The sequence below is a fragment of the Lysobacter oryzae DSM 21044 genome, from assembly GCF_059568595.1.
Genome location: NZ_JCANTQ010000013.1, coordinates 65597 through 90943, shown reverse-complemented (window position 1 = coordinate 90943; position 25347 = coordinate 65597). Strand labels below are relative to the sequence as shown.

23 protein-coding genes are annotated in these 25347 nt (G+C 68.8%); 8 read left to right on the top strand and 15 right to left on the bottom strand.

Translation table 11 applies throughout. From position 1 onward, the window contains the following. Positions 1-2: 2 nt before the first annotated feature. Together BP05_RS12610 and BP05_RS12605 are read right to left on the bottom strand one after the other, a co-directional pair. Positions 3-806 carry an isocitrate lyase/PEP mutase family protein gene (locus BP05_RS12610; RefSeq protein WP_496363977.1) on the bottom strand — a complete coding sequence of 268 codons (804 nt, stop codon included), beginning with the start codon at positions 804-806 and terminating at the stop codon, positions 3-5. Positions 807-947: 141 nt separating this feature from the next. After that, positions 948-3563: a hybrid sensor histidine kinase/response regulator gene (locus BP05_RS12605; RefSeq protein ID WP_496363975.1), complete on the bottom strand. Its 2616-nt coding sequence runs from the start codon at positions 3561-3563 to the stop codon at positions 948-950. A gap of 264 nt (positions 3564-3827) precedes the next feature. On the opposite strand from BP05_RS12605, the gene BP05_RS12600 reads away from it, so the two are divergent. Both BP05_RS12600 and BP05_RS12595 read left to right on the top strand, forming a co-directional pair. Continuing rightward, the gene (locus BP05_RS12600) at positions 3828-5606 is read left to right on the top strand and encodes a diguanylate cyclase domain-containing protein (protein WP_496363973.1); all 1779 of its coding nucleotides are present in this window, start codon (positions 3828-3830) and stop codon (positions 5604-5606) included. Positions 5607-5709: 103 nt separating this feature from the next. Continuing rightward, positions 5710-6003 carry a hypothetical protein gene (locus BP05_RS12595; RefSeq protein ID WP_496363971.1) on the top strand — a complete coding sequence of 98 codons (294 nt, stop codon included), beginning with the start codon at positions 5710-5712 and terminating at the stop codon, positions 6001-6003. A 97-nt stretch (positions 6004-6100) separates the two neighbouring features. On the opposite strand, the gene purD is transcribed toward BP05_RS12595, so the two are convergent. Further along, a complete protein-coding gene (gene purD / locus BP05_RS12590; RefSeq protein WP_496363969.1) occupies positions 6101-7393 on the bottom strand; it encodes a phosphoribosylamine--glycine ligase in 1293 nt (430 codons plus the stop codon). A 203-nt stretch (positions 7394-7596) separates the two neighbouring features. Next, positions 7597-9183, bottom strand: coding sequence for a bifunctional phosphoribosylaminoimidazolecarboxamide formyltransferase/IMP cyclohydrolase (gene purH / locus BP05_RS12585; protein WP_496363967.1), 1587 nt, complete (start codon positions 9181-9183; stop codon positions 7597-7599). Positions 9184-9399: 216 nt separating this feature from the next. Between purH and BP05_RS12580 the strand changes: the two genes are divergently transcribed. From BP05_RS12580 to BP05_RS12565, 4 genes are read left to right on the top strand one after another with little or no spacing between them, the layout of a single operon-like run. Further along, positions 9400-10017 carry a CDP-alcohol phosphatidyltransferase family protein gene (locus tag BP05_RS12580; protein ID WP_496363965.1) on the top strand — a complete coding sequence of 206 codons (618 nt, stop codon included), beginning with the start codon at positions 9400-9402 and terminating at the stop codon, positions 10015-10017. An 8-nt stretch (positions 10018-10025) separates the two neighbouring features. Then, complete coding sequence (locus BP05_RS12575) at positions 10026-10589, top strand: hypothetical protein (RefSeq protein ID WP_496363963.1); 564 nt, start codon at positions 10026-10028, stop codon at positions 10587-10589. A gap of 18 nt (positions 10590-10607) precedes the next feature. Next, a complete protein-coding gene (locus tag BP05_RS12570; RefSeq protein ID WP_496363962.1) occupies positions 10608-11255 on the top strand; it encodes a lysophospholipid acyltransferase family protein in 648 nt (215 codons plus the stop codon). Beyond that, positions 11252-12226 carry a phosphatidate cytidylyltransferase gene (locus BP05_RS12565; RefSeq protein ID WP_496363960.1) on the top strand — a complete coding sequence of 325 codons (975 nt, stop codon included), beginning with the start codon at positions 11252-11254 and terminating at the stop codon, positions 12224-12226. Before BP05_RS12570 ends, BP05_RS12565 begins: the two co-directional genes overlap by 4 nt. Before the next feature lie 30 nt (positions 12227-12256). Here BP05_RS12565 and fis read toward each other — a convergent pair whose 3' ends face one another. From fis to BP05_RS12510, 11 genes are all read right to left on the bottom strand, one after another. After that, positions 12257-12529, bottom strand: coding sequence for a DNA-binding transcriptional regulator Fis (gene fis, locus BP05_RS12560; protein ID WP_496363958.1), 273 nt, complete (start codon positions 12527-12529; stop codon positions 12257-12259). Between the two features lie 133 nt (positions 12530-12662). Next, entirely contained in the window at positions 12663-13406 is a 744-nt protein-coding gene (locus tag BP05_RS12555; RefSeq protein WP_496363956.1) for a DUF3426 domain-containing protein, read from the bottom strand. 32 nt (positions 13407-13438) lie between these two features. Further along, positions 13439-14362, bottom strand: coding sequence for a 50S ribosomal protein L11 methyltransferase (gene prmA, locus BP05_RS12550; RefSeq protein ID WP_496363954.1), 924 nt, complete (start codon positions 14360-14362; stop codon positions 13439-13441). Positions 14363-14567: 205 nt separating this feature from the next. Then, positions 14568-15935 (bottom strand): acetyl-CoA carboxylase biotin carboxylase subunit, encoded by a 1368-nt coding sequence (gene accC / locus BP05_RS12545; RefSeq protein ID WP_496363952.1) that lies wholly within the window; start codon positions 15933-15935, stop codon positions 14568-14570. Between the two features lie 98 nt (positions 15936-16033). Continuing rightward, on the bottom strand, positions 16034-16513 hold the full coding sequence (accB, locus tag BP05_RS12540) for an acetyl-CoA carboxylase biotin carboxyl carrier protein (protein WP_496363950.1): 480 nt from the start codon (positions 16511-16513) through the stop codon (positions 16034-16036). Positions 16514-16568: 55 nt separating this feature from the next. Then, positions 16569-17006 (bottom strand): type II 3-dehydroquinate dehydratase, encoded by a 438-nt coding sequence (aroQ, locus tag BP05_RS12535; RefSeq protein WP_496363948.1) that lies wholly within the window; start codon positions 17004-17006, stop codon positions 16569-16571. A 156-nt stretch (positions 17007-17162) separates the two neighbouring features. Then, positions 17163-17762, bottom strand: a complete 600-nt coding sequence (locus BP05_RS12530) for a TlpA family protein disulfide reductase (RefSeq protein WP_496363946.1) — start codon at positions 17760-17762, stop codon at positions 17163-17165. Further along, complete coding sequence (locus BP05_RS12525) at positions 17759-20095, bottom strand: protein-disulfide reductase DsbD family protein (RefSeq protein ID WP_496364444.1); 2337 nt, start codon at positions 20093-20095, stop codon at positions 17759-17761. The genes BP05_RS12530 and BP05_RS12525 overlap by 4 nt, the downstream gene beginning before the upstream one ends. Positions 20096-20122: 27 nt before the next feature. Beyond that, positions 20123-20458: a divalent-cation tolerance protein CutA gene (gene cutA / locus BP05_RS12520; protein WP_496363944.1), complete on the bottom strand. Its 336-nt coding sequence runs from the start codon at positions 20456-20458 to the stop codon at positions 20123-20125. Between the two features lie 98 nt (positions 20459-20556). Continuing rightward, positions 20557-22308: an endonuclease gene (locus BP05_RS12515; protein WP_496363942.1), complete on the bottom strand. Its 1752-nt coding sequence runs from the start codon at positions 22306-22308 to the stop codon at positions 20557-20559. Positions 22309-22397: 89 nt separating this feature from the next. Further along, positions 22398-22793 carry a helix-turn-helix domain-containing protein gene (locus BP05_RS12510; RefSeq protein WP_496363940.1) on the bottom strand — a complete coding sequence of 132 codons (396 nt, stop codon included), beginning with the start codon at positions 22791-22793 and terminating at the stop codon, positions 22398-22400. Between the two features lie 564 nt (positions 22794-23357). Here BP05_RS12510 and groES point away from each other — a divergent pair. Together groES and groL are read left to right on the top strand one after the other, a co-directional pair. Then, complete coding sequence (gene groES, locus BP05_RS12505) at positions 23358-23645, top strand: co-chaperone GroES (protein WP_496363938.1); 288 nt, start codon at positions 23358-23360, stop codon at positions 23643-23645. A gap of 58 nt (positions 23646-23703) precedes the next feature. Then, a complete protein-coding gene (gene groL / locus BP05_RS12500) occupies positions 23704-25344 on the top strand; it encodes a chaperonin GroEL (RefSeq protein ID WP_496363936.1) in 1641 nt (546 codons plus the stop codon). The last annotated feature ends 3 nt before the right edge of the window (positions 25345-25347 follow it).

The window sequence follows — 25347 nt, the reverse complement described above, 5'->3', positions numbered from 1 at the left end:
CATCAGCGCTGCGCCAGCAGCGCGTTGAGCGCACCGTAGTCCGTCCGCGGCGCCGCCACCGCGCGGCCGTCGCGGAGGAAGCCGCGCGCAAGATTTGCGGCGTGCGCGAACACGGCTTCGGCCAGGTCCGAGCCCGCGCTGAGCCGGCGCACGCCCAGCGCTTCGAGTTCGGCCAGCGGCGGCAGCGTGGGCCGCAGCAGCACGTTGAGCGGCAGCCCGGCGTGCGCGGCGATCGCGCGGATCTCCGCCGCCTCGGCCAGGCCCGGCACGAACAGGCCGTCGGCGCCGGCCTCGCGGTACAGCGCGGCGCGTTCCAGCACCACCGCCACGCGCTGCAGCGGCGGCGCCAGCGCGCGCAGGTACACGTCGGTGCGCGCGTTGACGTACACGTCGAAGCCACGCGCGGCCAGCGCCTGCTTGATGCGCACGATCTTGGCGCACAGCATCTCGGGCGTGCCGCGGCCGTCCTCCAGGTTGATCCCGACCACGCCGAGCTCGGCCAGCTGCACGACGTGCGCGGCGACCGCGTCGGGATCGTCGGCATAACCGCCTTCCACGTCCACGCTCAGCGGCACGCGCAGCACGCGCGCGATTTCCGCGACCGCCTGGCGCAGTTTGGCGAAGGGCAGGGCGTCGCCATCGGGGTAACCGCAACTCCAGGCCACGCCGGCACTGGTGGTCGCCACTGCGGCGGCCCCCAGGCTCTCGATCAGGCGCGCGCTGCCGGCGTCCCAGGCATTGGCGAGGAGCAGGACGCCTTGCGTGTGCAGGCGGCGGAAGTCGGCGGCGCGGTCGGCCTGGTGCATGGCGCTTCAGGGTTGGGAAGGTCGAAGGCGCAAGCGTCGCACGGCGTGCGCGGCGATACCGGCCGTATTCGGACATCGATCCGTCGCCGCGGCGGGTGCCGGCATTCCCACCGGCTTCCCAGGCAGCGCGCGGCCTATCGCTCAGGCCGTCTCCAGGCGCTGCAGGATTTCCAGTGGATTCACCGGCTTGACCAGGTGCGCGTCGAAGCCGAACGCCGCGGTGCGCGCACGGTCCGCCTGCTGGCCCCAGCCGGTCACCGCGATGATCACGATGTCGCGCCCGCTCGGCAGCGCGCGCAGGCGCCGGCACACTTCGCAGCCGTCCATCCCCGGCATGCCCAGGTCGAGCAATACGACGTCCGGGGCAATGGCCTCGAACACCGACAGGGCGTCGTCGCCGTCGTAGACGGTATGCGCCTCGTGGCCGCCCAGCGACAGCAGCTGCGCGAGCGAATCGGCGTGGGCGCTGTTGTCATCGACGATCAGGATGCGGCGCGATCGTGCGCTGGGCTCGATGCGCGGCGGATCGGGCTCGCCGACCGCGGCGCGCGCGTCGGACAGCGGCAGTTCGACGATGAACTCGCTGCCCTTGCCGATGCCCTCGCTCTGCACCGACACGGCGCCGCCATGCAGCAGCACGAGGTTGCGGGCCAGGGTCAGTCCGATGCCGAGGCCGCCACGGGCCTGGTGGCGACGGTGCTCGCCCTGGGTGAACAGCTCGAAGATTGCCGCCTGCTGGCGCGGGTCGACGCCGGTGCCGTCGTCGATCACGCTGATGCGCAGCTTGCCGCCCGCGATGCGCGCGCGCAGGACGACGTTGCCGCCGGCAGGCGTGTACTTGGCGGCATTGTTGAGCAGGTTGGACAGCACCTGGGCGATGCGGATGGGATCCACGTCCAGCACCACGGGCTGCTCGGGCAGGTCGATGCTGAAGCGGTGGCCGTAGGCATCCAGCAGTGGCCGGCTGGTCTCGGCCGCGGTGGTGACGATGTCGCTCAGGGCGCTGTGGCGCCGGCGCAGCTCGATGTGGCCGCGGGTGATCCGCGACACCTCCAGCAGGTCGTCGACCAGCCGCACCAGCTGGTTGAGCTGGCGGTCCATCATGTCGTACAGCGCGCGATCGTCGCCACTGGCCGCGCCTTCCATGCGCAGCAGGTGCAAGGCGTTGCGCAGCGGCGCCAACGGGTTGCGCAACTCGTGGCCGAGCATGGCGAGGAACTCGTCCTTGCGGCGGTCGCCCTCGCGCAATTCCGAATCGGTCTGCCGGCGTTCGATCAGGTCGGCGGCGAGGCGGGCGAGGATGTCGAGCAGGCGCAGTTCGTGTTCGGAAGGATGGTGCGGATACGCCCAGTGCGTGGACAGCATGCCGACGACGCGACCGGTGCGCGACTTGAGCGGCGTGGTCTGGATCGCCACGATGCCGGTATCGCGGTAGGTCTCCAGCAGCTCGGGCCCAAGTGTGTCGACCATGGTGCGCACGTCGCTGTAAGAGATGCGGCGCCCGGTGCTCAGGGCCTGTCCGCACGAGGTCGCGCAGCTGGCTTCGACCCATTGCCAGCCCTGGGCGGCCTTGGGCGTGAAGCCGCGGTGCGCGAGCAACTGCAGGCGGTCGGGCCCATGCCGCATCTGCAGGCTGGCGCATTGCGAATGCATGATCGCGCACGCCGCGTCGACGATCTTCTCGTAGATCTCCGCGACGTCGTCCTCGGCGACCAGTTCGACGCTGACCTCGTGGAGGATGCGTGCGTCGGCGAGCTCACGGGCCAGCTGCGCCTCGCCCGCATGCAGTGCCTCGATCACGCGGTCGCGCTCCACCAGCGTGCTGGCCAGCTGCGCGCCGAACACCGCGATCTGCGTCTCCCATTCCTCGGGCGGGCGCGCCTCGTCCAGGCACATGCAGAACGAGCCGATCGCGACGCCGTCGTTCGGGCGCAGCACTGGCACCGAATAGGCCGCGCGCACGCCGTGGGCCAGGCACAGCGCGCGCCATTCCGCCTGCCAGGCGTCGTCCTGCTCGATGTCGCGGCTGGCGAACGGGCGGTTGTGGCAGATCGCCGCGCAGCAGGTGCCGAACGAGGCGTTGCCCACGGGCATCGCGAACAGCTGCGCGATCGCATCGGCCGGGAACGGCGCCACGGCCTCGATCACCCGCGTGCGGCCTGCATCGGTGAGCACGAAGCAGCCGCGCACGTGCGGATCGAGCGCCGCGATGGCGTCGTTGACGGCGCGCAGGCACTCGGCGCGCGGGTGGCCCAGCGCCACGCGCTCAAGCAGCGCGTTCTGCGCCAGTGCCAGGGCTTCGGCGCGTCGCGGCCGCGTGATGTCGACGGTCACGCCGTGCAGGCAGTGCGGCTGGCTCGGCCCGATCACGCTGCCACGGGCGTGGATCCAGTGGATCGAGCCATCGGGCCAGACCACGCGGTGCTCGATGTCGTATTCGGTGGCGCCGGCGAGCGCGGCGTCGAGCGCGCGCTGCACGAGCGGGCGGTCGTCTTCGTGCACGACCCGCATCCCGGTCTCCAGCGTCAGCGCCGCGTCCGGCGGCAGGCCGAAGTTGGCCTTGCACATATCGCTGGCGGTGAGCACGCCGGTAGCCAGGTTCTGGTGCCAGGCGCCGACGCGACCGGCGGCCAGCGCGTGCTCCAGTTCCGCCGCGGTGGCGCGGGGCAGCTCCTCGACCGGCAACGCATCCAGGGACGCATGCAGCGGCCGGTGCAAGCTGACCAGGCCGCCTTCGTCTTCACCGGTACGTGTCATGGGGCGGGGCGCATCTCGGGACCGGGGAAGGAAAATCATCTTCCTGTCACGTGAAGGCGGCTTTCACATGCCGCCGCGGGTCGGCTTGGTGAAGAGGACGTCGCATGAATGCGCGTTCTGGGTGTTTTGCCCGATGCTGGCCGCTGCGTCATCACTTCAAATAACGCGCTCAGCGTTTTCATGTGCGCACAACTCTCTGGAAGAGAGGTCGGCATGAGTAAAGCCATTCCGGCACCGTCGCGGTTCTGGCAAGACTGCCTCCTCATGGCAGCGGTCATCTTCGTGCTGGGCTGGCTGTCGATCCAGTTCGCGCGCGGACCCGGCGAACTGGCGGCCGTCTGGTTCGGCAACGGCATCCTCGCTGGCTGGCTCTTGTCGCGGCCGACTTCGCTGTGGCCGCTGTATGTGCTCGCGGGGCTGTCGGCGGAAGTGCTGGCGCGACTGATCGCCCGCGACGGCGCGGTGTATGCCTTCGCGATCGCCGCCTGCAACCTCGTGGAGGTGCTGGTCATCGCCGGCGCGGTGCGCAGCCGCGTGCCCGACATCGGCGATCCGCAGCACTGGATCCGCCTGGGCGGCATCGCGACCGCGGCCACCCTGCTGGCGTGCGCGGTGTCCGGCCTGCTGGCGTCGGCGGTCAACCTGGCGCTCAACGAGGGCCGGTTCGGCACCAGCTTCCTCACCTGGTACGCAGCGCACGTGGTGGGCATGGTGATCTGCGGCACCAGCACGCTGGTGTTGCAGCGCGAGGGTCGCAGCCTGTTCTCCGCGGACGGGCGCGGCTTGGCGTTCGCCTCCACGATGCTGCTCGTAGCCGTGGTCAGCCTGCTCGTGTTCAGCGTGCGCTACCCGGTGCTGTTCCTGGTGTATCCGCCGCTGCTTATGGGGGCCTTCCGCTTCCGCTTCCCCGGCGTGGCGGTGGGCATCCTGCTGGTCGGGGTGATCGGCAGCGTCGCCACCACGCTCGGGCGCGGTCCGATCATGCTGGTGCCGGAACTGGGCACCGCCGGCCACGTCGTCCTGCTGCAGCTGTACATCGCCGGCGCTTCGCTGATGACGATCCCGGTGGCCCTGGCGATGTCCGAACGCAAGCGCCTCAACGCCCGCGTGCGCGAGAGCGAACTGCGCTACCGCCTGCTCGCGGACTATTCCCACGACGTGATCGTGCGCATGCGGCCCGATGGCCAGCGCCTGTACGTGTCCCCGTCCGCGCGCGACATCCTGGGCTGGACGCCGCTGGAGATGCTCGGATCGCGCTGGGACCTGGTGCATCCGGACGACCGCGCCCGCCAGCTCGAGGCGATGCACGAGGTGATCGCCAGCGGCGAGGCGCGCACCGCCACCTACCGCGTGCAGCACAAGGACGGTCACTACGTGTGGATCGAGGCGGTCACGCGCACGATCCCGAGCACCGACGGCGGCGGCATGGACATCATCTACACCGGCCGCGACATTAGCCGGCGCGTCGCCGCCGAACAGGCGCTGGAGGCGAGCCGCAGGGAACTGGAGCGGCTGGCGCGCGTGGATGCGTTGACCGGCCTGGCCAACCGCCGCCAGCTCGACGAACGCCTGGACCTGGCGCTGGGGCGTTTGCGCCGCCACGGCACCCCGGTCGCGCTGATGTTCCTCGACGTCGACCACTTCAAGCGCATCAACGACACCTGGGGCCACGCCGCGGGCGACAAGGTGCTGTGCTCGTTCGCGGCGCGGCTGATGCGCTGCGTGCGCGCGACCGACCTGGTGGCGCGGTTGGGCGGCGACGAATTCGTGGTCGTCGTCGAGGACGCGACGCTGCCGGCCGCGGCCGAGTCGATCGCGCGCAAGCTGATCGCGGAGATGCACCACTGCATCGACGTCGGCGGCACCGCGCTCACGGTCACCACCAGCATCGGCATCGGCTTCGCGACCGCGCCGACGGAGACCACGACGCTGCTGGCGGCCGCGGATGCCGCGCTGTACGCGGCCAAGCAGGCCGGCCGCAACACCTATCGCATGCAGGCCGTCGCCGGCCCGCTCCGCGAGGGCGAAGTGGCCGAGCGCTGAAACGCCGGGGTTTTCACGTTGCGTCCACGCTTGCGCGCGCCATTTCGTTTCCGGCCAGCTTCGCGTGGCTACCCTGCGATGAACCCTGCAAGAGGAGGTCGCCATGTCCGCGGAAACCAAGACGCCATTCGAGCGCGTCAATGACACGCTCGCCCAGCTCAAGGAAATGCGCCACTACTCGAAGAACAACGTGGAGCGGTTGACGGCGCAGTGGCTGCTGTTCGACGGCGAGCTCAAGAAGCTCAAGCAGGCCGAGAACATCGAGGAGTTGATGACGCGCCAGGGCGAGCTGCACGACGCCTTGGAAGCGGAGATCTCGGCGCTGGAGGAACTGGTGCAGCAGCTGCAGCCGGCGACGGACGAGGAAGCGCAGCCGTCGGGCGGCACTGTGCACTAGCGGAGCGGGTTGCTCGCGCGCCGCCTTCTCCCCGGCAGTGGGGAGAAGGAACTTAGCTGTTGCTGGCGCTGACCGTTGTTTGTGACGGCCAACGGCCTCAAGCGAACGCCTTCTCGCGTTCGATCGCGCGCCAGCCGATGTCGTGGCGGTGGAATTCGCCGTGCCAGGAGATGCCGGCGACGGCTTCGTAGGCGAGGTGTTGGGCCTCGGCCACGCTGTCGCCGAGCGCGCACACGCACAGCACGCGGCCGCCGGAGGTCACCATGTGCTCGCCTTCCAGCTTGGTGCCGGCGTGGAACACCTTGGTGTCGTCCAGTTCGGGGGCGTCGATGGTGTTGATCACGTCGCCCAGGCGCGGCGTGCCCGGGTAGTTCTCCGCCGCCATCACCACGCCCAGGCTGGGCCGCGGATTCCAGGTCGCCCTGGCCTCGTGCAGGCGCTCGTCGGTGGCGGCTTCCACCAGGTCGAGCAGGTCGCTGTCCAGGCGCATCATCACCGGCTGGGTTTCCGGATCGCCGAAGCGCACGTTGAATTCGATCACCTTGGGCGCACCGCTCGGGTCGATCATCAGGCCGGCGTAGAGGAACCCGGTGAACGGCACGCCGTCCTCGGCCATGCCCTGCACGGTGGGATGCACCACCTCGCGCATGATGCGGTCGTGCACCTCGGGCGTGACCACCGGCGCGGGCGAATACGCGCCCATGCCACCGGTATTGGGACCGGTGTCGCCGTCGCCGACGCGCTTGTGATCCTGGCTGGTGGCCATCGGCAGTGCGGTCTTGCCGTCGACCATGGAGATGAAGCTGGCTTCCTCGCCTTCCAGGTATTCCTCGATCACCACGCGTGCGCCCGCGGCGCCGAATGCGTAGCCACCCAGCATGTCGGTGATCGCGGCCTCGGCCTCGGCCAGGCTCATCGCGACGATCACGCCCTTGCCCGCGGCCAGGCCATCGGCCTTGATCACGATCGGGGCGCCCTTGATCCGCACGTATTCCAGCGCCTCGTCCATGTGCGTGTGCACGGCGTAGTGCGCGGTGGGGATCTTGTGGCGCTTGAGGAAGTCCTTGGCAAAGGCCTTGCTGCCCTCCAGCTGCGCGGCGCGTGCCGTGGGTCCGAAGATGCGCTGGCCCGCGGCACGGAACTTGTCGACCACGCCCGCCACCAGCGGGCCCTCCGGCCCCACCACGGTGACCGCCACGCCTTCCTCCTGCACCAGCGCCAGCAGGCCGTCGAGGTCGCTCGCGGCGACGGCGACGTTGCGGCAGCGGGGTTCGGTCGCGGTGCCGGCATTGCCCGGGGCGACGAGCACCTCGCTGATACGCGCGGATTGCGCGAGCTTCCAGGCGAGGGCGTGCTCGCGACCGCCGGAACCGATGACCAGGACTTTCATGGGCACATCCTTCGTCTGCAGGACGGGTTGAGCGCAGCGACACCGATATCGAGTAGAACGCGGCGCGCCCCGTCGTTGGGACATGGCATGGGTATCGCCACCGGCTCAACCCATCCTACGTTTGTTGCGGAACCGCGCGCCGACACCAGCTCCTGGCCAGGAGCCCTCGCGCGGCAGGCACGATGCCGGCGTTGCGATCGGCCTCAATGCCGGAAATGGCGCACGCCGGTGAACACCATGGCGATGCCGTGCTCGTCCGCCGCCGCGATCACTTCCGCATCGCGCATCGAGCCGCCGGGCTGGATCACCGCCTTGATGCCCGCCTCGGCGGCGGCATCGATGCCGTCGCGGAACGGGAAGAACGCGTCCGACGCCATGACCGAGCCCGGCACCACTAGGCCCGCGTCGTTCGCCTTGATCCCGGCGATGCGCGCCGAATACACGCGGCTCATCTGGCCGGCGCCCACGCCGACGGTCTGCTTGTTCTTCGCGTAGACGATCGCGTTGGACTTGACGAACTTGGCCACGCGCCAGGCGAACAGCAGGTCGCCGAGCTGCTCCTGCGTCGGCGCGACCTTGGTGACGACCTTGAGTTCGTCGGGGGTCACTTCGCGGATGTCGGCGGTCTGCATCAGCAGGCCCGAGCCGACGCGCTTCACATCCATGTTGTTCTTGCCAGCGCCGTGCGGGATGCGCAGCACGCGCACGTTGGCCTTCTTCTTCGCGTAGTCCAGCGCGCCTGCCTCGTAGTCCGGCGCGATCAGCACCTCGACGAACTGGCGGTCGAGGATGGTCTTCGCGGTGGCGGCATCGAGCGTGCGGTTGAAGGCGATGATGCCGCCGAAGGCCGAGGTCGGATCGGTGGCGTACGCGGCTTCGTAGGTATCCAGGCAGCCGGCGCCCTCGGCGACGCCGCAGGGATTGGCGTGCTTGACGATCACGCACGCGGGTTGCTCGAACTGGCGCACGCATTCCCACGCGGCATCGGCGTCGGCGAGGTTGTTGTAGCTCAGCTCCTTGCCCTGCAGCTGGGTGAAGGTCGCAAGGGTGCCGGGCACCGGCCACAGGTCGCGGTAGAACGCGCCGTGCTGGTGCGGGTTCTCGCCGTAGCGCAGGTCCATCACCTTGACGAAGTTGCTGTTCTGCTGCGCCGGGAACAGCGCGCGCGAGCCATCCTGGTTGATCGCCGACAGGTAGTCGCTGATGCAGGCGTCGTACTGGGCGACGCGGTTGAACGCGGCCACCGACAGGGCAAAGCGCGTCTGCGCCGAAAGCGCGCCGTCGTTCGCGGCGAGCTCGGCGACGATCCCGGCGTACTGCGCCGGATCGGTGGCGACGGCGACGCGGGCGAAATTCTTCGCGGCCGAACGCAGCATCGCCGGGCCGCCGATGTCGATGTTCTCGACGATGTCTTCCATCGTGCTGGCCGGGTCGGCCGAAACCTTCTCGAACGGATACAGGTTGAGCACCAGCAGGTCGATCCTGCCGATGCCGTGCTGCGCCATCACGTCGTCGTCGAGCCCGGCGCGGCCGAGCAGGCCGCCGTGCACGATCGGGTGCAGGGTCTTGACGCGGCCGTCCATCATTTCCGGGAAGCCAGTGACATCGGCGACGTCCTTGACCGGCAGGCCGGCGTCGCGGATCGCCTTGGCGGTGCCGCCGGTGGACAGCAACTCCACGTTGCGCGCCGCCAAGGCCTTGGCGAGGTCGATGAGGCCGGTCTTGTCGGAAACGGAAAGCAGGGCACGGCTGACTTTGACAGGCGTGCCGGGCTGGCGGTCGGTGGTCATGGGGGCGGGGGAAGCGGAGAAAGAGGCGGAATTATACGGCGGGGTCGCAGGAGGCCCGGCGCTGGACTGAAGCGCGCCGCCGCTCGGGTGCAAGCGCGTTCTGCCCGATCCCGTGCCTACGCCAAAACGAAACGCCGCGAGCGCACCCGCCGCTGCGCGCAGATGGAACGAAACGTTAAGCTGCGCCCCGACGGAACCAATTGGGGAAATGGGGCCTTGGCATCGATCTACGCACTGAAGGGACGCTTCCAGGCCTTGCTGCGGCCGCTGGTGCGGCGCCTGCATGGCGCAAGTGTCACTGCCAACCAGGTGACCGTGCTGGCGATGCTGGTATCGCTGGCCGTGGCCGCCGTGGTCTGGCGCGTGGCCGCCGCCCAGCCGCTGTGGTTCGCGCTGCTGCCGGCGTGGATGTTCGTGCGCATGGCGCTCAATGCAATCGACGGGATGCTGGCGCGCGAGTTCGGCCAGCAGTCGCGCCTGGGCGCGTACCTCAACGAACTGTGCGACGTGATCGCCGATACCGCGCTGTACCTGGCGTTGCTAGCGATCCCCGGCTTGCCCGCGTGGCTGCCGTGGCTGTTCGCCTGGCTCGCGGCCCTGACCGAGTACGCGGGCGTGCTCGGGGTGATGGTCGGGGCGCAGCGGCGCTACGACGGGCCGATGGGCAAGAGCGATCGCGCCTTCGTGGTCGGCGCGATCGGCTTGCTGCTGGCCTGCGGCGTGCCTGCGGGGGCGTGGGTGGCGATCGTGCTGGGCGTCGCCTGCGTGCTGTGCGCGGCCACGGTGGCCAACCGCGTGCGCGCGGGACTGCGCCAGGCGCGGGACGCGGCGTGAGGGAGCCGATGGATGCGGCGAGTCGGCGCAGGTTCCGGCGCTGGCGCGCGATCGCCCTGCTGTGGGGCTTCGCCGAGGCGACGCTGTTCTTCGTCATTCCCGATGTGTGGATCACCCGCGTCGCGTTGCGCTCGTGGCGCGAAAGCCTGGTCGCGGTTGCCTGCGCGATCGCCGGTGCGATGGCGGGTGGCGCGCTCGTCTACGTGTGGGGCGCGCGCGATCCGCAGGCCGTGCGCGCGGCCTTCGACGCACTGCCGGCGATCAGTCCCGGCCTGATCGACAGCATCGGTGCGCGCTGGCAGCAACTGGGCGTGTGGGCGCCGCTGGTCGGGGCCTTCAGCGGCGTGCCGTACAAGCTCTACGCGGCGCAGGCGGCGGGCTTCGTGGGGCTGCCGCTGTTCGTGGCGCTGAGCGTGCTCGCGCGCGGCGCGCGCTTCGTGGTTTTCGCCTTGCTTGCGCACCTGATCGCGCGCTGGGCCACGCCGCGGATCGGCGCGCGCGCGGTGCTGGCGACGTGGCTGGGACTGTGGGTCGCGGGCTACACGCTGTACTGGCTGCGCATGCCGAACTGACCAAAGGACACCGCAACGATGCTGGAAGGCCTGATCGCCCGTTCCATCAGCTTCACCATCCGCGCCCTGACCGGCGCGCGCGGCCTGTGGCGCGGCTGTGCGCCCTCGGACGAGTTGCGCGTGTACTACGGCAACCATGCCAGCCACGGCGACTTCGTCCTGATCTGGTCGGCGCTGCCTCCGGCGCTGCGCCGCCGCGTGCGGCCCGTGGCCGGCGCGGACTACTGGAACCGCGACGCGCTGCGTCGCTACATCATCAACGCCGTGTTCAACGGGGTGTTGATCGAGCGCGACCCCGACAAGCGCAGCAAGGATGCGATCGAGACCCTGTGCGAGGCGGTCGACGGCGGCGCCTCGCTGATCCTGTTTCCCGAAGGCACGCGCAATCCCGGCGACGGGCTGCTGCCGTTCAAGAGCGGCATCTACCATCTGGCGTGCAAGCGCCCCGAGGTGGAGTTCGTGCCGGTGTGGCTCGACAACCTGGCGCGGGTGATGCCCAAGGGCCGCGTGCTGCCGCTGCCGTTGCTGTGCACCGCGACCTTCGGCGAGCCGCTGCGCCTGCACGCGGGCGAGGAGAAGGCGGCGTTCCTGCAACGCGCGCGCGATGCGCTGCTGGCGCTGGCGCCGCCGGAATTCGTCGCCCAGGCGCAGGAGCGCGCGGCATGAACGAACACGTTGCCTTCCACGCGCAGACGCTGCCCGGATCGCGGATGCAATGGCTGTTCCTCGGCATCGCCGGGGTCCTGCTGCTGGCCACGCTGATCGCCGAGTTCCTGCGCTGGCGCACCCGCGGCAGGCCCAGTTCCGTGGTCGACAACCTGGTCGCGCGGATCCGCGCGTGGTGGGTGATGGCGGCGCTGGTCGGCGCGGCGTTCGCGCTGGGGCGCGCCGGTGTCACCGTGTTCTTCGCGCTGGTGTCGCTGTTCGCGCTGCGCGAGTTCATCACCCTCACCCCGACCCGGCGCGGCGATTACTGGGCGCTGGTGGCGGCGTTCTACGTGGTGCTGCCGTGGCAGTACTGGCTGGTGTACACCGGCTGGTACGGGCTGGCGACGCTGCTGATTCCGGTCTATGCGTTCCTGTTCCTGCCGATCCTGGCCACCTCCGGCGGCGATACCACGCGCTACCTGGAACGCACGGCCAAGGTGCAGTGGGGGCTAATGATCTGCGTGTACTGCATCTCGCACGTGCCGGCGCTGCTCAATCTCAAGATTCCCGGTTACGAAGGCAACCTGCTGCTGATCGCGTTCCTGGTGATCGTGGTGCAGTCCTCGGACGTGCTGCAGTACGTGTGGGGCAAGCTCGCCGGCCGGCGCCTGGTCGCGCCGAGGCTGTCGCCCTCGAAGACGGTCGAAGGCCTGGTCGGCGGCGTGCTCTCGGCCACCGCGCTGGGGGCGGCGTTGTGGTGGATCACCCCGTTCACCCCGCTGCAGGCGGCCGGGATGGCGCTGGTGGTCAACGTGATGGGCTTCTTCGGTGGGCTGGTGATGTCGGCGATCAAGCGCGACCGTGGCATCAAGGACTGGGGCCACATGATCGAGGGCCACGGCGGCATGCTCGACCGGTTGGATTCGGTGTGCTTCGCGGCGCCGGTGTTCTTCCACTTCACCCGCTACTGGTTCGCGGTGCCGGGATGAGCCCTGCGCCCAACCCAGGCTGGCAGCGGCCTATTGCTCGAGGCCGTATTCGCGCAGCTTCTTGCGCAGCGTGGCGCGGTGGATGCCGAGCATCGAGGCAGCGCGGCTCTGGTTGCCGTCGCAGTGCGCGAGCACTTCGATGAACAAGGGGATCTCGAGTTCGCGCAAGGCGATCTCGTAGAGGTTCTCGGTGCCGCTGCCGTTGAGGTCGCCGAGGTAACGGCGAATGGAAGTGGCGACGTGGTCGCGCAGCGGGGGGCGCGGTTTCGAGCGTTGATCGTGGCGATCGGCAGCGGCGTTCAAGCGGTTCCCCCCGGAATTCGTCCGTCGCGGGGCCAGCCGGCGCAACGGGACGGGGAGTCTAGCGCGGCGCCGTCGCAGGCAACAACAAGAACTGGCGCCGCCGTCGCAGATCGCGATTGACGCCGCGCGCCGGTCACATGAAATCGAAAGTGAACGCGACAACCTGTTGTGCGGGCTCGACGACGTCGAGCTGGATGGTGGCGCTTTGCCCCGGCGCGATGCGACCGGTTTCGCGCTTGCCCAGGTAGTCCGAGGGTGCGAACGCGCGCTGTCCGGCCTGGCGCCCGTCCATGTCCGACAGCGTCAGCAGCACCGTCGGCCACGGCTGTTCCCAGCGTGCGTCGTTGCGGAAGCTCGCGCTGACGTGCAGGACGCCGCGCTCGCCCGGCTTGGGCTGCACGCTACGCTGGAGCATGGTGAAAGCCGCAGGTTCGCGCCACGCCGGCACGTCGCAATGCAGGACCGAGCACGCGCCGCTGATCAGCGGCCGCCACTGCGCATCCGCCGCCAGCGATTCGCGTTGCGACAGCAGGATCTGTATGCCCAGCAGCAACGCCAGGCCCGCGATGACCAGCCAGTTGCGCCAGTGCGTCGCCCGCACCGGCGCGGGCGCGTGCAGGCGGGCGAAGCTCGGTGCGTGCATGCCGCGGCGACGGCGTGGCTTCTCCGCTTGCGCGGCAGCGGTGGCCGCAGGCGCGGCATCGTCGGTGGTGGTGGCGACGCCAGGCGCCGATGCCGGCGCCTGCGCCACTGCATCGGTCCGCACCAGCGGCTTGGCCAGCCTGGGGTCGATCGTGCTGCCACAACGCGGGCAGCGCTGGGTCGCGGCGCCGTGCGCGGCGACGAGGAAACCACAGTGCGGGCAGGCGACGAACATGGGCCTATTCAAGCATGCCGGCGCGTTCGCGGTCAGCCGCGGCGCCGCGTGCCCGTGACGCGCATCCAGTCCTCGAGGCGCTCCGCTTTCAGGTTCTCGAAATTGCCGGCATAGCGCGCGATCACTTCGTCTTCCTGCCCGGCGAGGATGCCGGACATCGCCAGCCGCCCGCCCGGCGCCACGCGCGCGGTCAGCGTGTCGGCGAGCGCCACCAGGGCCGAGGCAAGGATATTGGCGACCACGATGGGATAGGTGGCCGCCGGTTCGTGCTCGGGCAGGTACACCGCGAGACGCTCGGCGACCTCGTTGCGCTGCGCGTTGTCACGCGTGGCAATGAGCGCCTGCGGATCGTTGTCGACACCGACCGCCTGTCCCGCGCCGAGCTTGAGCGCCGCCAATGCGAGGATGCCGCTGCCGCAGCCGAAATCGAGCACGCGTTGTCCCTGCAGCTGGTTCGCCGCCGCCAGCTGGTCGAGCCATTGCAGGCACAACGCGGTGGTGGGATGCGTGCCCGAACCGAAGGCGAGGCCGGGATCCAGGCGCACGATCGCGGCATCGCCCGCCTGCGCGTCCTCGGGCAACTCGCTGTTCCACGGCACGATCCAGGTGCGCGCGCCGAAGCGCAGCGGCACGTACTGGTCCATCCACGCGCGCTCCCAGTCCTGGTCCTCGACCTTGCGAAAGCGCGCCTGGGTCCAGTCGAGCTCCTCGTCGAACGCTTCCAGCGCGGCGAGCAGCACCAGACCGTCGGTGTCCTCGGGGAACAGCGCGGTCAGGATGAGTTCGCCCCACAGCGGCTGTTCGCCGACGCCCGGCTCGAAGATCGCCTGCTCGTCCGGGGCGTCGGCGTGGGCGTCGGCCAGCGTGACCGCAAGCGCGCCGACATCTTCCAGCGCGCGCTCGTAGCGTGGCTGGCGGGCTTCGGTGCAGGGCAGGGAGAGCTCGAGGAAGGGCATGGGCGCGCGCCGCGGAAACTGGCGCGCATTATCCCGCGCCGCGGCCCATTTGGAGTCGCGCTGCGAATGGGCGCGCCGCAGCGCGCGGTGGGGACTGGCTGGCCGGGCCGGACCGCCCGAGGCCATCGCTGAGGCGGGCGCGGGCGACACGGAAAAAAGCCCGCCTGGTGACAGACGGGCTCGCATGTGTCGCAACCGTGTTGGCTTACGCCATCGAGATCGACTTTTCCTTCTGTTCCTTCAGCCGCTTCTCGAGGTAGTGGATGTTCTGCCCGCCCTGCTGGAAGCCGGCGTCGGACAGGATCCGCTGCTGCAGCGGGATGTTGGTCTTGATGCCGTCGACGACCATTTCCGACAACGCCACGCGCATGCGCGCGATCGCGGTCTCGCGGTCGGGGCCGTGCACGATCAGCTTGCCGATCATCGAGTCGTAGTTCGGCGGCACGCGATAGCCTTCGTAGATGTGGCTGTCGACGCGCACGCCGGGGCCGCCCGGCGCGTGGAAGTGCTGGATAAGGCCGGGGCAAGGCATGAAGGTTTCCGGATCTTCCGCGTTGATGCGGCATTCGATCGCGTGGCCTTCGAGGACGATGTCTTCCTGCTTCAGCGACAGCTTGTGCCCGGCGGCGATGTTGAGCTGCTCGCGCACCAGGTCGATGCCGGTGACCATTTCGGTGACCGGATGCTCGACCTGGATGCGGGTGTTCATTTCGATGAAGTAGAAGCGGCCGTTCTCGTACAGGAACTCGAACGTGCCGGCGCCGCGGTAGCCGATGCGCTTGCACGCCTCCACGCAGACCTTGCCGATCTCCGCGCGCTGCTCCGGCGTGATGCCCGGCGCGGGCGCTTCTTCCACGACCTTCTGGTGGCGGCGCTGCATCGAGCAGTCGCGCTCGCCCAGGTGGATCGCACCGCCCTGGCCGTCGGCGAGCACCTGGATCTCCACGTGGCGTGGGTTCTCCAGGAACTTCTCCATGTAGACCATGTCGTTGCCGAACGCGGCCTTGGCCTCGGTCTTGGTGGTCGCGATCGCCGAGCTCAGGTGCGCCTCGGTGTGGACCACGCGCATGCCGCGGCCGCCGCCGCCGCCGGCGGCCTTCACGATCACCGGATAGCCGATCTCGCGCGCGATCTTGACGTTGGTCGCGGCGTCGTCGCCGAGCGGGCCGCCGCTGCCGGGCACGCAGGGCACGCCGGCCGACTTCATCGCGCGGATCGCTTCGACCTTGTCGCCCATCAGGCGGATCGTGTCGGCCTTGGGGCCGATGAAGATGAAGCCGGACTGCTCGACGCGTTCGGCGAAGTCGGCGTTCTCGCTGAGGAAGCCGTAACCCGGATGGATCGCCTGCGCGTCGGTGACCTCGGCGGCGGCGATGATCTGCGCCATGTTGAGGTAGCTGTCGGTGGACGGCGCCGGGCCGATGCACACCGATTCGTCGGCCATGGCGACGTGCTTGAGGTTGCGGTCGACGGTGGAATGCACCGCGACCGTGCGGATGCCCAGCGCGTGGCACGCGCGCAGGATGCGCAGCGCGATTTCGCCACGGTTGGCGATGACGACTTTATCGAGCATGGGTGGATCTCATGGATTCTGGAATTCGTTCCGGCCGGTCGGCCACACGGTCGACTGGCGTTCGCGGGCTCGCGGCGGGCGCCGCGCGCAGCCTTCGCTCACCCGATCACGAACAGGGGCTGGTCGAACTCGATCGGCTGGCCGCTCTCGACGAGCACCTTGACGATGGTGCCGGCGACGTCGGCTTCGATCGGGTTGAACATCTTCATCGCCTCGATGATGCCCAGGGTCTCGCCCTGCTTGACCGACTGGCCCTGCGCCACGAACGGCGGCTTGTCCGGCGCCGGCGAGGCGTAGAAGGTGCCGACCATCGGCGCGCGCACGACATGGCCCGGCGGCAGGTCGAGCCCTCCCTTGGGCGTGCCGCCGCTGGCGGCGTCGGTCGGGCCCGCCATCGGCATGACCGGGGCGGGGGCGGCCGGCGCCGCCTGCATCTGCATCATCGGCGCGGCCATGGCGACGCTGCCCTTGGGCGTGCGCGCCAGGCGCACGGACTCTTCGCCTTCCTTGATCTCGATTTCGGCGAGGTTCGACTCTTCCAGCAGGTCGATGAGCTTCTTGATCTTGCGCAGGTCCATGGTGGGCCTCTGGGTACTTTGGAAATGGAAAAGAGGTGGGAGGCGGCCGCAGCCGTCAATGCAGCCGCGCGAGCGCCGCGTCGAGCGCGTAGCGGTAACTGTCGGCGCCGAAGCCGGCGACCACCCCCAGCGCGAGGTCGCTGAAATAGCTGGTGTGGCGGAACGGTTCGCGCGCGTGCGGGTTGGACAGGTGTACTTCGATGAAAGGAATAGCTACTGCGGCCAGCGCGTCGCGGATCGCCACGCTGGTGTGGGTGAACGCGGCCGGGTTGATGACGATGAAGCGGGTGCCGTCGTCGCGCGCGGCCTGGATGCGCTCGACCAGTTCGTGCTCGGCATTGCTCTGCAAACTGTGCAGTTCGTGCCCGGCTTTGTCCGCCAATTGCCGGAGATAGCCGTCGATCTGCGCCAGCGTGGTCGTGCCATAGACCTCCGGCTCGCGCGTGCCGAGCAAATTGAGATTGGGGCCGTGCAGGACCAGCAACTTGGCCATGGCGGGGCGGGTCCGGAGAGCGAAGGCCGGGAGTGTGGCCCAAGGCCTTCGGCGTGTCCAGACGTTCGCTACCGTATCGGCGAAGTTGGACGGAGTTAACCAGTTGTTGGAGCGGTCACTCTAGAACCGCGACGCTCTTGGCGGTTTCCGCGCGGATCAGTGCGCCCACGCCTCGATTTCGCCTGTTTCGAACGGTCCGATCTTCTGCTTGAGGACGCGTCCGTCGCCGTCCAGCAGCACCGAGTAGGGCAGCACGCCCTTGGGGTTGCCGAGGCGGACACCGGCGTCGCTGGCACCTGGCGCATCGATCAATACGGGGTAACTCACGGGGATGCGCTGCAGGAAGGCCTGTACCGCGTCGGCCTCATCCAAGGCGATGCCAACCACTTGCGTGCCGTTCGCCCCCTGCTTGCGGGCGAAACGCTCGAGCTCGGGCATTTCCCGCACGCACGGACCGCACCAGCTGGCCCACAGATTTAGCAGCACCGGGCGGCCGCGATAGGCCGCCGGGATGGCAACAGGTGCGCCGTCGAGGGCGTGCAGCGCGAATGCGGGCACGATCTGCCCGCGTTCGGCGATCTTCAGCCCGGCCGGGGGCTTCGGGGCCGAGGCCGACATGGCCTCCTGCAGGACGCGCTGGCCCACCTCGGTGTGCATCAGTGGCCCCGGCCCGCTGCGCCAGAGGCCGGCCACCACCCCCAGTCCGCCCGCGAGCACAGCGACCAGCAGCAGCTTGCCGGTGGGTCCCAGCTTCATCGCGCCGCTTCGGCCAGCGCCTCGCGCACCGAGTCGCCGGTCAGCACGACCGGCAGCACCCGGCCCTCGCCGCCATTGCGCGGAAACACGACGTACAGCGGCACGCCCACCGCCTTGAAGCGCTGCAGGAACGCGGTGAGCGCCGGGTCGACGTCGGTCCAGTCACCGACCATGTACACCGCATTGGTGGCGGCCATGGCATCGCGGAAGGCATCTGTGCGGAAGACCGCGCGCTCGTTGGCCTTGCAGGTCACGCACCAGTCGGCGGTCACGTTGACGAAGACGACGCGCCCGCTGGCGCGCAGGTCGGCCAGGCGCTGCTCGGTAAAGGGCACCGCGACGATGCCTTCGTTCGGCGCGGCGATCGTGGTTGCCGCCGGGCGCGGCAGCGTATGGATCGCTCGCAACGGCCAGATCAAGGCGACAGCGGCGAATGCCGCGGCGGCCATGGCCCAACGGTGGCCGGTGGTGCGCGCACGGGTCCAGGCCCAGGCGGTGAAGGCCAGCAGCACCGCGGCCAGCAGCCACCAACCCATCGCGTCGGCGCCCCGCTGGCGCGCCAGCACCCAGGCCAGCCACGCGGCGGTAAGGTACAGGGGGAAGGCGAGCGCCTGCTTGAAGGTTTCCATCCACGCGCCCGGTCGGGGCAGGCGGTGGGCGAGCGCCGGCACGAAGCCGATGACGAGGAACGGCAGCGCCAGGCCCAGGCCCAGCGCCAGGAACACCAGCAGCGCGACCGCGGTCGGAGCGGTGAATGCCCAGGCCAGCGCGGTGCCCATGAAGGGCGCGGTGCACGGCGTAGCGACGACGACCGCCAGCACGCCGGTGAAGAAGTCGCCGAGCGGCCCGGTTTTCGTGGTGAGTGCGTGGCCCATGCCGGTCCAGCGGCCGCCCACGTGCCAGACGCCGGACATGCTCAGGCCCAGGCCGAACATCAGCAACGCGAGGGTCGCGACCACCACCGGCTGTTGCAGCTGGAAGCCCCAGCCCAACGCCAGCCCGGCCTGCCGCAGCCCCAGCGCGAGCCCGCCCAGCAGCATGAAGCTGAGGACCACGCCGGCGGTGTACCAGAGCGCATGCCGGCGCGCGCGCGCGGGATCCTCGCCGTTGCCGGCCAACGACAGTGCCTTGAGCGACAGCACCGGCAGCACGCACGGCATCAGGTTGAGGACCATGCCGCCGAGCAGTGCGAGCAGCAGGGCGGTGAAAAGGTTGAGGTCCGCATGCCGCCGGGTTGCTGCATCGCCCGGTTTTGTCGGCGCGCTGGCAGCGGTCGCCTCGCTCGCGGCGGACCCGGCCGGCGTCGAAGCCTCGCCCTCGCCCGTTGTCGCCGAAGCGGTCGCGGTGGCGTCGGCGGGCAAGGGCGTGGCGGTGGACTCCGCCTTGGGCGTGATCGTCCCCGCCGGGACGTCCAGCGTCACCGTGCGCGCCATCGGCGGGTAGCAGATCCCGTCGGTCTGGCAGCCTTGGAACGTAGCCGTCACCGCCACCTTGGCGGCGCCGCCGCGCGTACGCAGCAGCGGCAGCGGCACATCGACCTGGTCGAAGAACACGATCACATCGCCGAAGTGTTCGTCGTGATGCCGCGTGCCCGCCGGCCACTTGGGCGCGCCGGGCGCAATGCCGGCGCGGGTGGCGGCCGGATCGAACTTCAGGGTCGTCTTGTCGCGGTAGAGGTAATAGCCCGGTGCGGGCGTGAACCGCAGCAGCAGCGTGTTGCCGTCGCCGACGATCGCCTCGAAGGCGAACGCCTGTTCCGCCGGCAACGCGGCCGCGTCGACCGCAGCCGCGCCCGGCTTGCCCAGCAGGCCGCCACCCAGTGGCACGCCGCGTGCGGCGTTGTTGCCGAATGCGACGACCGGCTCGTCGTCAGCCACGGCTTTGGGCAACGACACGGTCACGTTGCGCGTCTGCGGCGGGTAGCAGATGCCGGCGTCGGCGCAGCCCTGGTAACGCACCTTGAGCGTGGTCGTGGCGGCGCGTGCCTTGCCCGCGAGCACCACCGTCAGGTCATCGCGGTAGGTTTCGACGCGGCCGAAGATCTCGTCCGTGTGCGGCACGCCGGCCGGGATCTGTGGCGGCGCGGCCTCGAAACCGCCATCGCTCTGGATGCGCAGCTGGTGCCGATAGAGGTAGCAGCCCGGGGCGATCGTCCAGTGCAGTTCGATGCGATCGCTGGCCATCGCCTGTGTCGACAGGACGAACGCCGACTCGACCGGCAGCAGGTTGTCACGGTCGGTGCACGAGGGCGCGGCCCAGGCGGGCGCCGTGCAGGCTGCGAGGAGCGCGGCAGAGGCGAGCACGCGATATAGGAAAGGACGCAGAGCGCGCAGGCGCAGGGCGGAAACGGACATTCGGATCTAGCTGCCTTGGGCGGAGGTGGGGGCGGTCTCGGCCACTACCCATTCGAGATAGGCGGGCAGGCCGGAGCGGACTTCGACCGCGACCAGCTCGGGCAGTTCGTAGGGATGCAGGCTGCGCAGCCGGGCGGTCATGGCGTCCAGACGGTCGGCCGTGGTCTTGATCAGCAGCATGACTTCGGCGGCCTGCTCGATCTCGCCTTGCCAACGGTAGGTCGAGTGCACCCCGGGCAGCCGGTTCACGCAGGCGGCGAGGCGTTCGGCGACCAGCGTCCGCGCGATCCGGTCGGCGCTCGCGACATCGGGGCAGGTGCTGTAGGCAAGCAGGACGGACATGGCGCGATTGTAGCGGCCCGCGCCATCGGGCCTGTTTGCCGCACCAACGGAAAAGCCCGGGGTCGCCCCCGGGCTCTTCGTCAGCGGGCCCGGTGGGCTCAGTTCAACTGGCAGCTGGCCGGCTTGGCCGAGGTGAAGAGGCTCGACGTGGCCCATTCCGGATGGTCGATGAAGGGGTTGCGGTTGCCCTGGAAGCTGTAGATCACTTCATTGCGTTCGCGCTCGCCGGCATCGGGCGGGTCGGCCTGGTGCCAGGCCAGCAGGGTCGAGAGCAGGCCCATGTAGGCCGGCGAGGCCGAGGTGATCACGATCTTGCTGCGGTCGTCGGTGACTTCGAGGTCCGGCTCGCCCTGCCCGTTCTGGTCGACGCCGCCTTCGTACCGGATCGCCATGTACAGCACCGCGCGCGCGACATCGCCCTTGCGGTGGCCCCAGACCTGGAACGAGCCGCTGTTGCCGTCCGGCCCCTTCACCCAGTTCGAGTTGCCCGGGTAGATGCCGCTGCCGCCGCCGAAGCCGTTGTTCGCCTCGGTGGCGCGCTCGCCGCAGCCGCTGGCCAGCGTGCAGTCGGCGTAGGGCTTGTTGCCGCGGTCGGCATTCCAGGTCGCGTCGCTCAGGTACAGCATGTGCGTGTCGGTGTAGGGCGAGTAGGGCAGGCCCTTGTCGCCGGTCGCGGTGCCGAAGCCGAGCGAGTTCGGCCAGGTGTGTTCGCGGTTGTAGGTCAGGCCGGTGCCGGTGCCCGCGCGTTCGCTGCCCTTGATGTAGCTGCGGTTGCGGTACACGTCGAGGATGCGGCCGGCGTTGTTGGGATCCTCGTCGGCGATCTCGAGGATGCTCCAGGTGTTGGTGGTGCCGCCGCTGTACGGATAAGCGGTGTGGTTCTTGATCGTCTCGTGCAGCGAGCAGCGCAGTTGGCTGGCGCTGCTGGCGTTGACGTGCGCGTAGTAGCCGGTGCCGCCGCTGGCGGCGACGGTGAAGGTCGCCACCTTGTTCTGCGCCAGCTTCGCGCCACCCGTGTCGGTGACCTTGGTGGCGTCGATGGTGAAGGTGCACGACTCGCTGCCCGCGAGCGTCGCGCCGGTGGTGATGGTGAAGCTGGTGCCGCTGGCGGGATAGGTCAGCGCGACCGCGCCGGACTGCGTGCACTGCAGCGAGAACGCGCCGCTCGCGAGCGTGACCGCCTCACTGAAGGTGGCGGCCAGGTCGGTCGCCGGGGCGACGCCGGTGGCGCCATCAATGGGCGACGTGGACACCACCGTCGGCGGCGGATTGGGTGCGCTGAAGCTCTGGCTGTTGTTGCAGGCGCCGAAGGTCTGCGTCGCCGAAGCGCGCCAGGTGAACTGGCCGTAGCCGGTGCCCGTGCCGCCCAGTTGCAGCGAGGTGTTGCTGGGCGACTCGTTCTCCGACACCGGCAGGTTGCTGCTGGTGAGGCCGCTGGCCGGGCCGTTGGAGCCCGTCACCGCACCTTCGTAACTGAGGAACTGCACGACCTGGCCGCTGCCATTGACCAGCGCGATGGCGTCGTTGGCGCCGTTCTGGATGCCGTTGGCCGCGTAGCTGAGCGTGGCGATGCGCACGCTGCCGCCGCAGGTGACCGTGCTGCCAGCCGGCAACAGGTCGTTGTCGTAGTAGGTCGCGGCGGACGGCGTGGAGCCGTTGTAGAGGTACAGGCGATAGCTGGCGAGGTTCTCGCCGGCGGTGGCGACGACTTCAACGCGTTCGCCGGTATCGCTGCCGGTGTTGTCGTAATGGATCTCGTTGATGAAGACTTCGGCCGACGCCGCCCATGGCGTCAGTGCGAGTACGGCGGCGAACACGCGGCGCTTTGCGCCGGAAACCGACAGCGTCATGCAGGACTCCCCTCCCGAAAGAAGGGGCGACTCTAACGGGGTGATGTGACAGCCGCATGCGGCAGCGCCGCACCGCGGGCTCGCCAGCGCTAGCGGGCGCTGCCGATCTTGCGTCCGGTGCGTAGCGAGGCGAGTTGCTCCACCACTTCCACCAGCGGCGCGCGCGAGCGCGTCGGGGCGTCGCGGAAGGCGAGGATCAGGCGCAGTTCGATCGGGTCTTCGATCAGCAGCGCATCGGCGGCGGCGACCGAGTCCAGCGCGGTATCGCTGGACAGGCTCATCTTTCCGCGGCCGGTGGCGAGCCACTCGAACTGGACGCCGCAGGCGAGCGCCACTTCGCGCATGTGGGTGACGCTCGGGTGCTTGCCGTTGTTGGTTTCCCAGTGGCTGACTGCACTGCGCTGCACGCCGATGGTGCCGGCAAGGGCGGACTGGGACAGGCCGGCGTGACGCCGGGCCAGGCGGATACGTTGCTGCGGCGTCATGTCAGCGTGATTCCCGAGGCCGGAAATGGGCGAAGTGTTACCGCTAGTCACCTAGACATCAACAGACACCAAGCGGTGTGCGCCGGTGGTCTCCTAAATAAAAGTTAAACATTTAGATATCAAACACTTAATCTAAAGTTGGCCGCCAAAGCGATACCGATAGTCAACAAATGACTACGATTTCATACTGGACAAGCCGCTACCGCGAGCACAAATTGGCCCCGTCCGGCAAGGATGTCGGCGTCGACAAGAGGTCAGGTAAGGAGACGCGGCGCGGGACTGCGCCAAGCTGAGGACGGCCATCTCCAAACCAGAAAGAGCGCGAACCCCTGTCCGCGCTCTTTCTTTCTTTTTGGCCCGCCCAGTTGCGCTCTCCAAGGTCCGAACGTCCCCCGTTCGGACTTTTTTCTTTTCCGGCGCTTGAAAGCCCGGTGCCTGCCCCCATCTGCTCGCAGTCCCGGCTCGTCCGGGTCTTTCTACGTCCCAGGTCTGGCACTCGCCGCAAGCGACTGCCAACGCCCGGGTCTTTTTTCCGATCAATCAACCAGTTATGTGAGGGTTGCCATGAACATCAAGCCGCTGTTCGACCGCGTGGTCATCAAGCGCATGGAAGAAGAAAAGCTGTCCGCGGGCGGCATCGTGATCCCGGACTCGGCCACCGAGAAGCCGATCAAGGGCGAAGTCGTCGCCGTCGGCGAGGGCAAGGTCTTTGACAACGGCAACGTCCGCGCCCCGAAGGTCAAGGTCGGCGACAAGGTCCTGTTCGGCAAGTACAGCGGCACCGAGGTGAAGCTCGACGGCACCGAATACCTGGTGGTGAAGGAAGACGACATCTTCGCGGTCATCGCCTGATAGCACGTCGCTCCTGCTCTTTTCTTTTCGACTGAATTCTTTTTTGAGGTAATCCGCAATGGCTTCCAAGGAAATCCGTTTCGGTGAGGACGCGCGCACCAAGATGCTGCGCGGCGTCAACGTGCTCGCCAATGCCGTCAAGGCAACGCTCGGCCCGAAGGGCCGCAATGTCGTGCTCGAGAAGAGCTACGGCGCTCCCACCATCACCAAGGACGGCGTGTCCGTCGCCAAGGAAATCGAACTGGCCGACAAGTTCGAGAACATGGGCGCGCAGATGGTGAAGGAAGTCGCTTCCAAGACCTCCGACAATGCCGGTGACGGCACCACGACCGCCACCGTGCTGGCGCAGGCGCTGATCCGCGAAGGCATGAAGGCGGTCGCCGCCGGCATGAACCCGATGGACCTCAAGCGCGGCATCGACAAGGCCGTGGTCTCGGCCGTCGAAGAGCTGAAGAAGATCTCCAAGCCGTCGTCGACCTCGAAGGAAATCGCCCAGGTCGGCACCATCTCCGCGAACAGCGACGCCAACATCGGCGACCTGATCGCGCAGGCGATGGACAAGGTCGGCAAGGAAGGCGTGATCACCGTCGAGGACGGCTCGGGCCTGGAGAACGAACTCGACGTCGTCGAGGGCATGCAGTTCGACCGCGGCTACCTGTCGCCGTACTTCATCAACAACCAGCAGTCGATGCAGGCCGAACTGGAAGATCCGTTCATCCTGCTGCACGACAAGAAGATCTCCAACGTTCGCGAACTGCTGCCGGTGCTTGAAGGCGTCGCCAAGGCCGGCAAGCCGCTACTGATCGTGGCCGAGGAAGTCGAAGGCGAAGCCCTCGCCACCCTCGTCGTCAACACCATCCGCGGCATCGTCAAGGTCTGCGCGGTGAAGGCCCCGGGCTTCGGCGACCGTCGCAAGGCGATGCTGGAAGACATGGCCGTCCTCACCGGCGGCACCGTGATCTCCGAGGAAGTCGGCCTGCAGCTCGAGAAGGCCACGATCAAGGACCTCGGCCGCGCCAAGAAGATCCAGGTCTCGAAGGAAAACACCACCATCATCGACGGCGCCGGCGAAGTGTCGGGCATCGAGGCGCGCATCAAGCAGATCAAGGCGCAGATCGAAGAGACCTCTTCGGACTACGACCGCGAGAAGCTGCAGGAGCGCGTGGCCAAGCTGGCCGGCGGCGTGGCCGTCATCAAGGTCGGCGCCGCTACCGAAGTCGAGATGAAGGAAAAGAAGGCCCGCGTCGAAGACGCGCTGCACGCCACCCGCGCTGCCGTGGAAGAAGGCATCGTCCCGGGCGGCGGCGTCGCGCTGCTGCGCGCCAAGGCGGCGATCGCCGGCCTGAAGGGCATCAACGAAGACCAGAACCACGGCATCGCCATCGCCCTGCGCGCGATGGAAGCGCCGCTGCGCGAGATCGTGACCAACGCCGGCGAAGAGCCGTCGGTCATCCTCAACAAGGTCATCGAAGGCAAGGGCGCCTTCGGCTACAACGCCGCCACCGGCGAGTACGTCGACATGCTCGAAGCCGGCATCCTCGACCCGACCAAGGTCACCCGCACCGCGCTGCAGAACGCCGCGTCGATCGCCGGCCTGATGATCACGACCGAAGCGATGGTCGCCGAGCTGCCGAAGAAGGACGAACCGGCGATGCCGGGCGCCGGCGGCATGGGCGGCATGGGCGGCATGGACTTCTAAGTT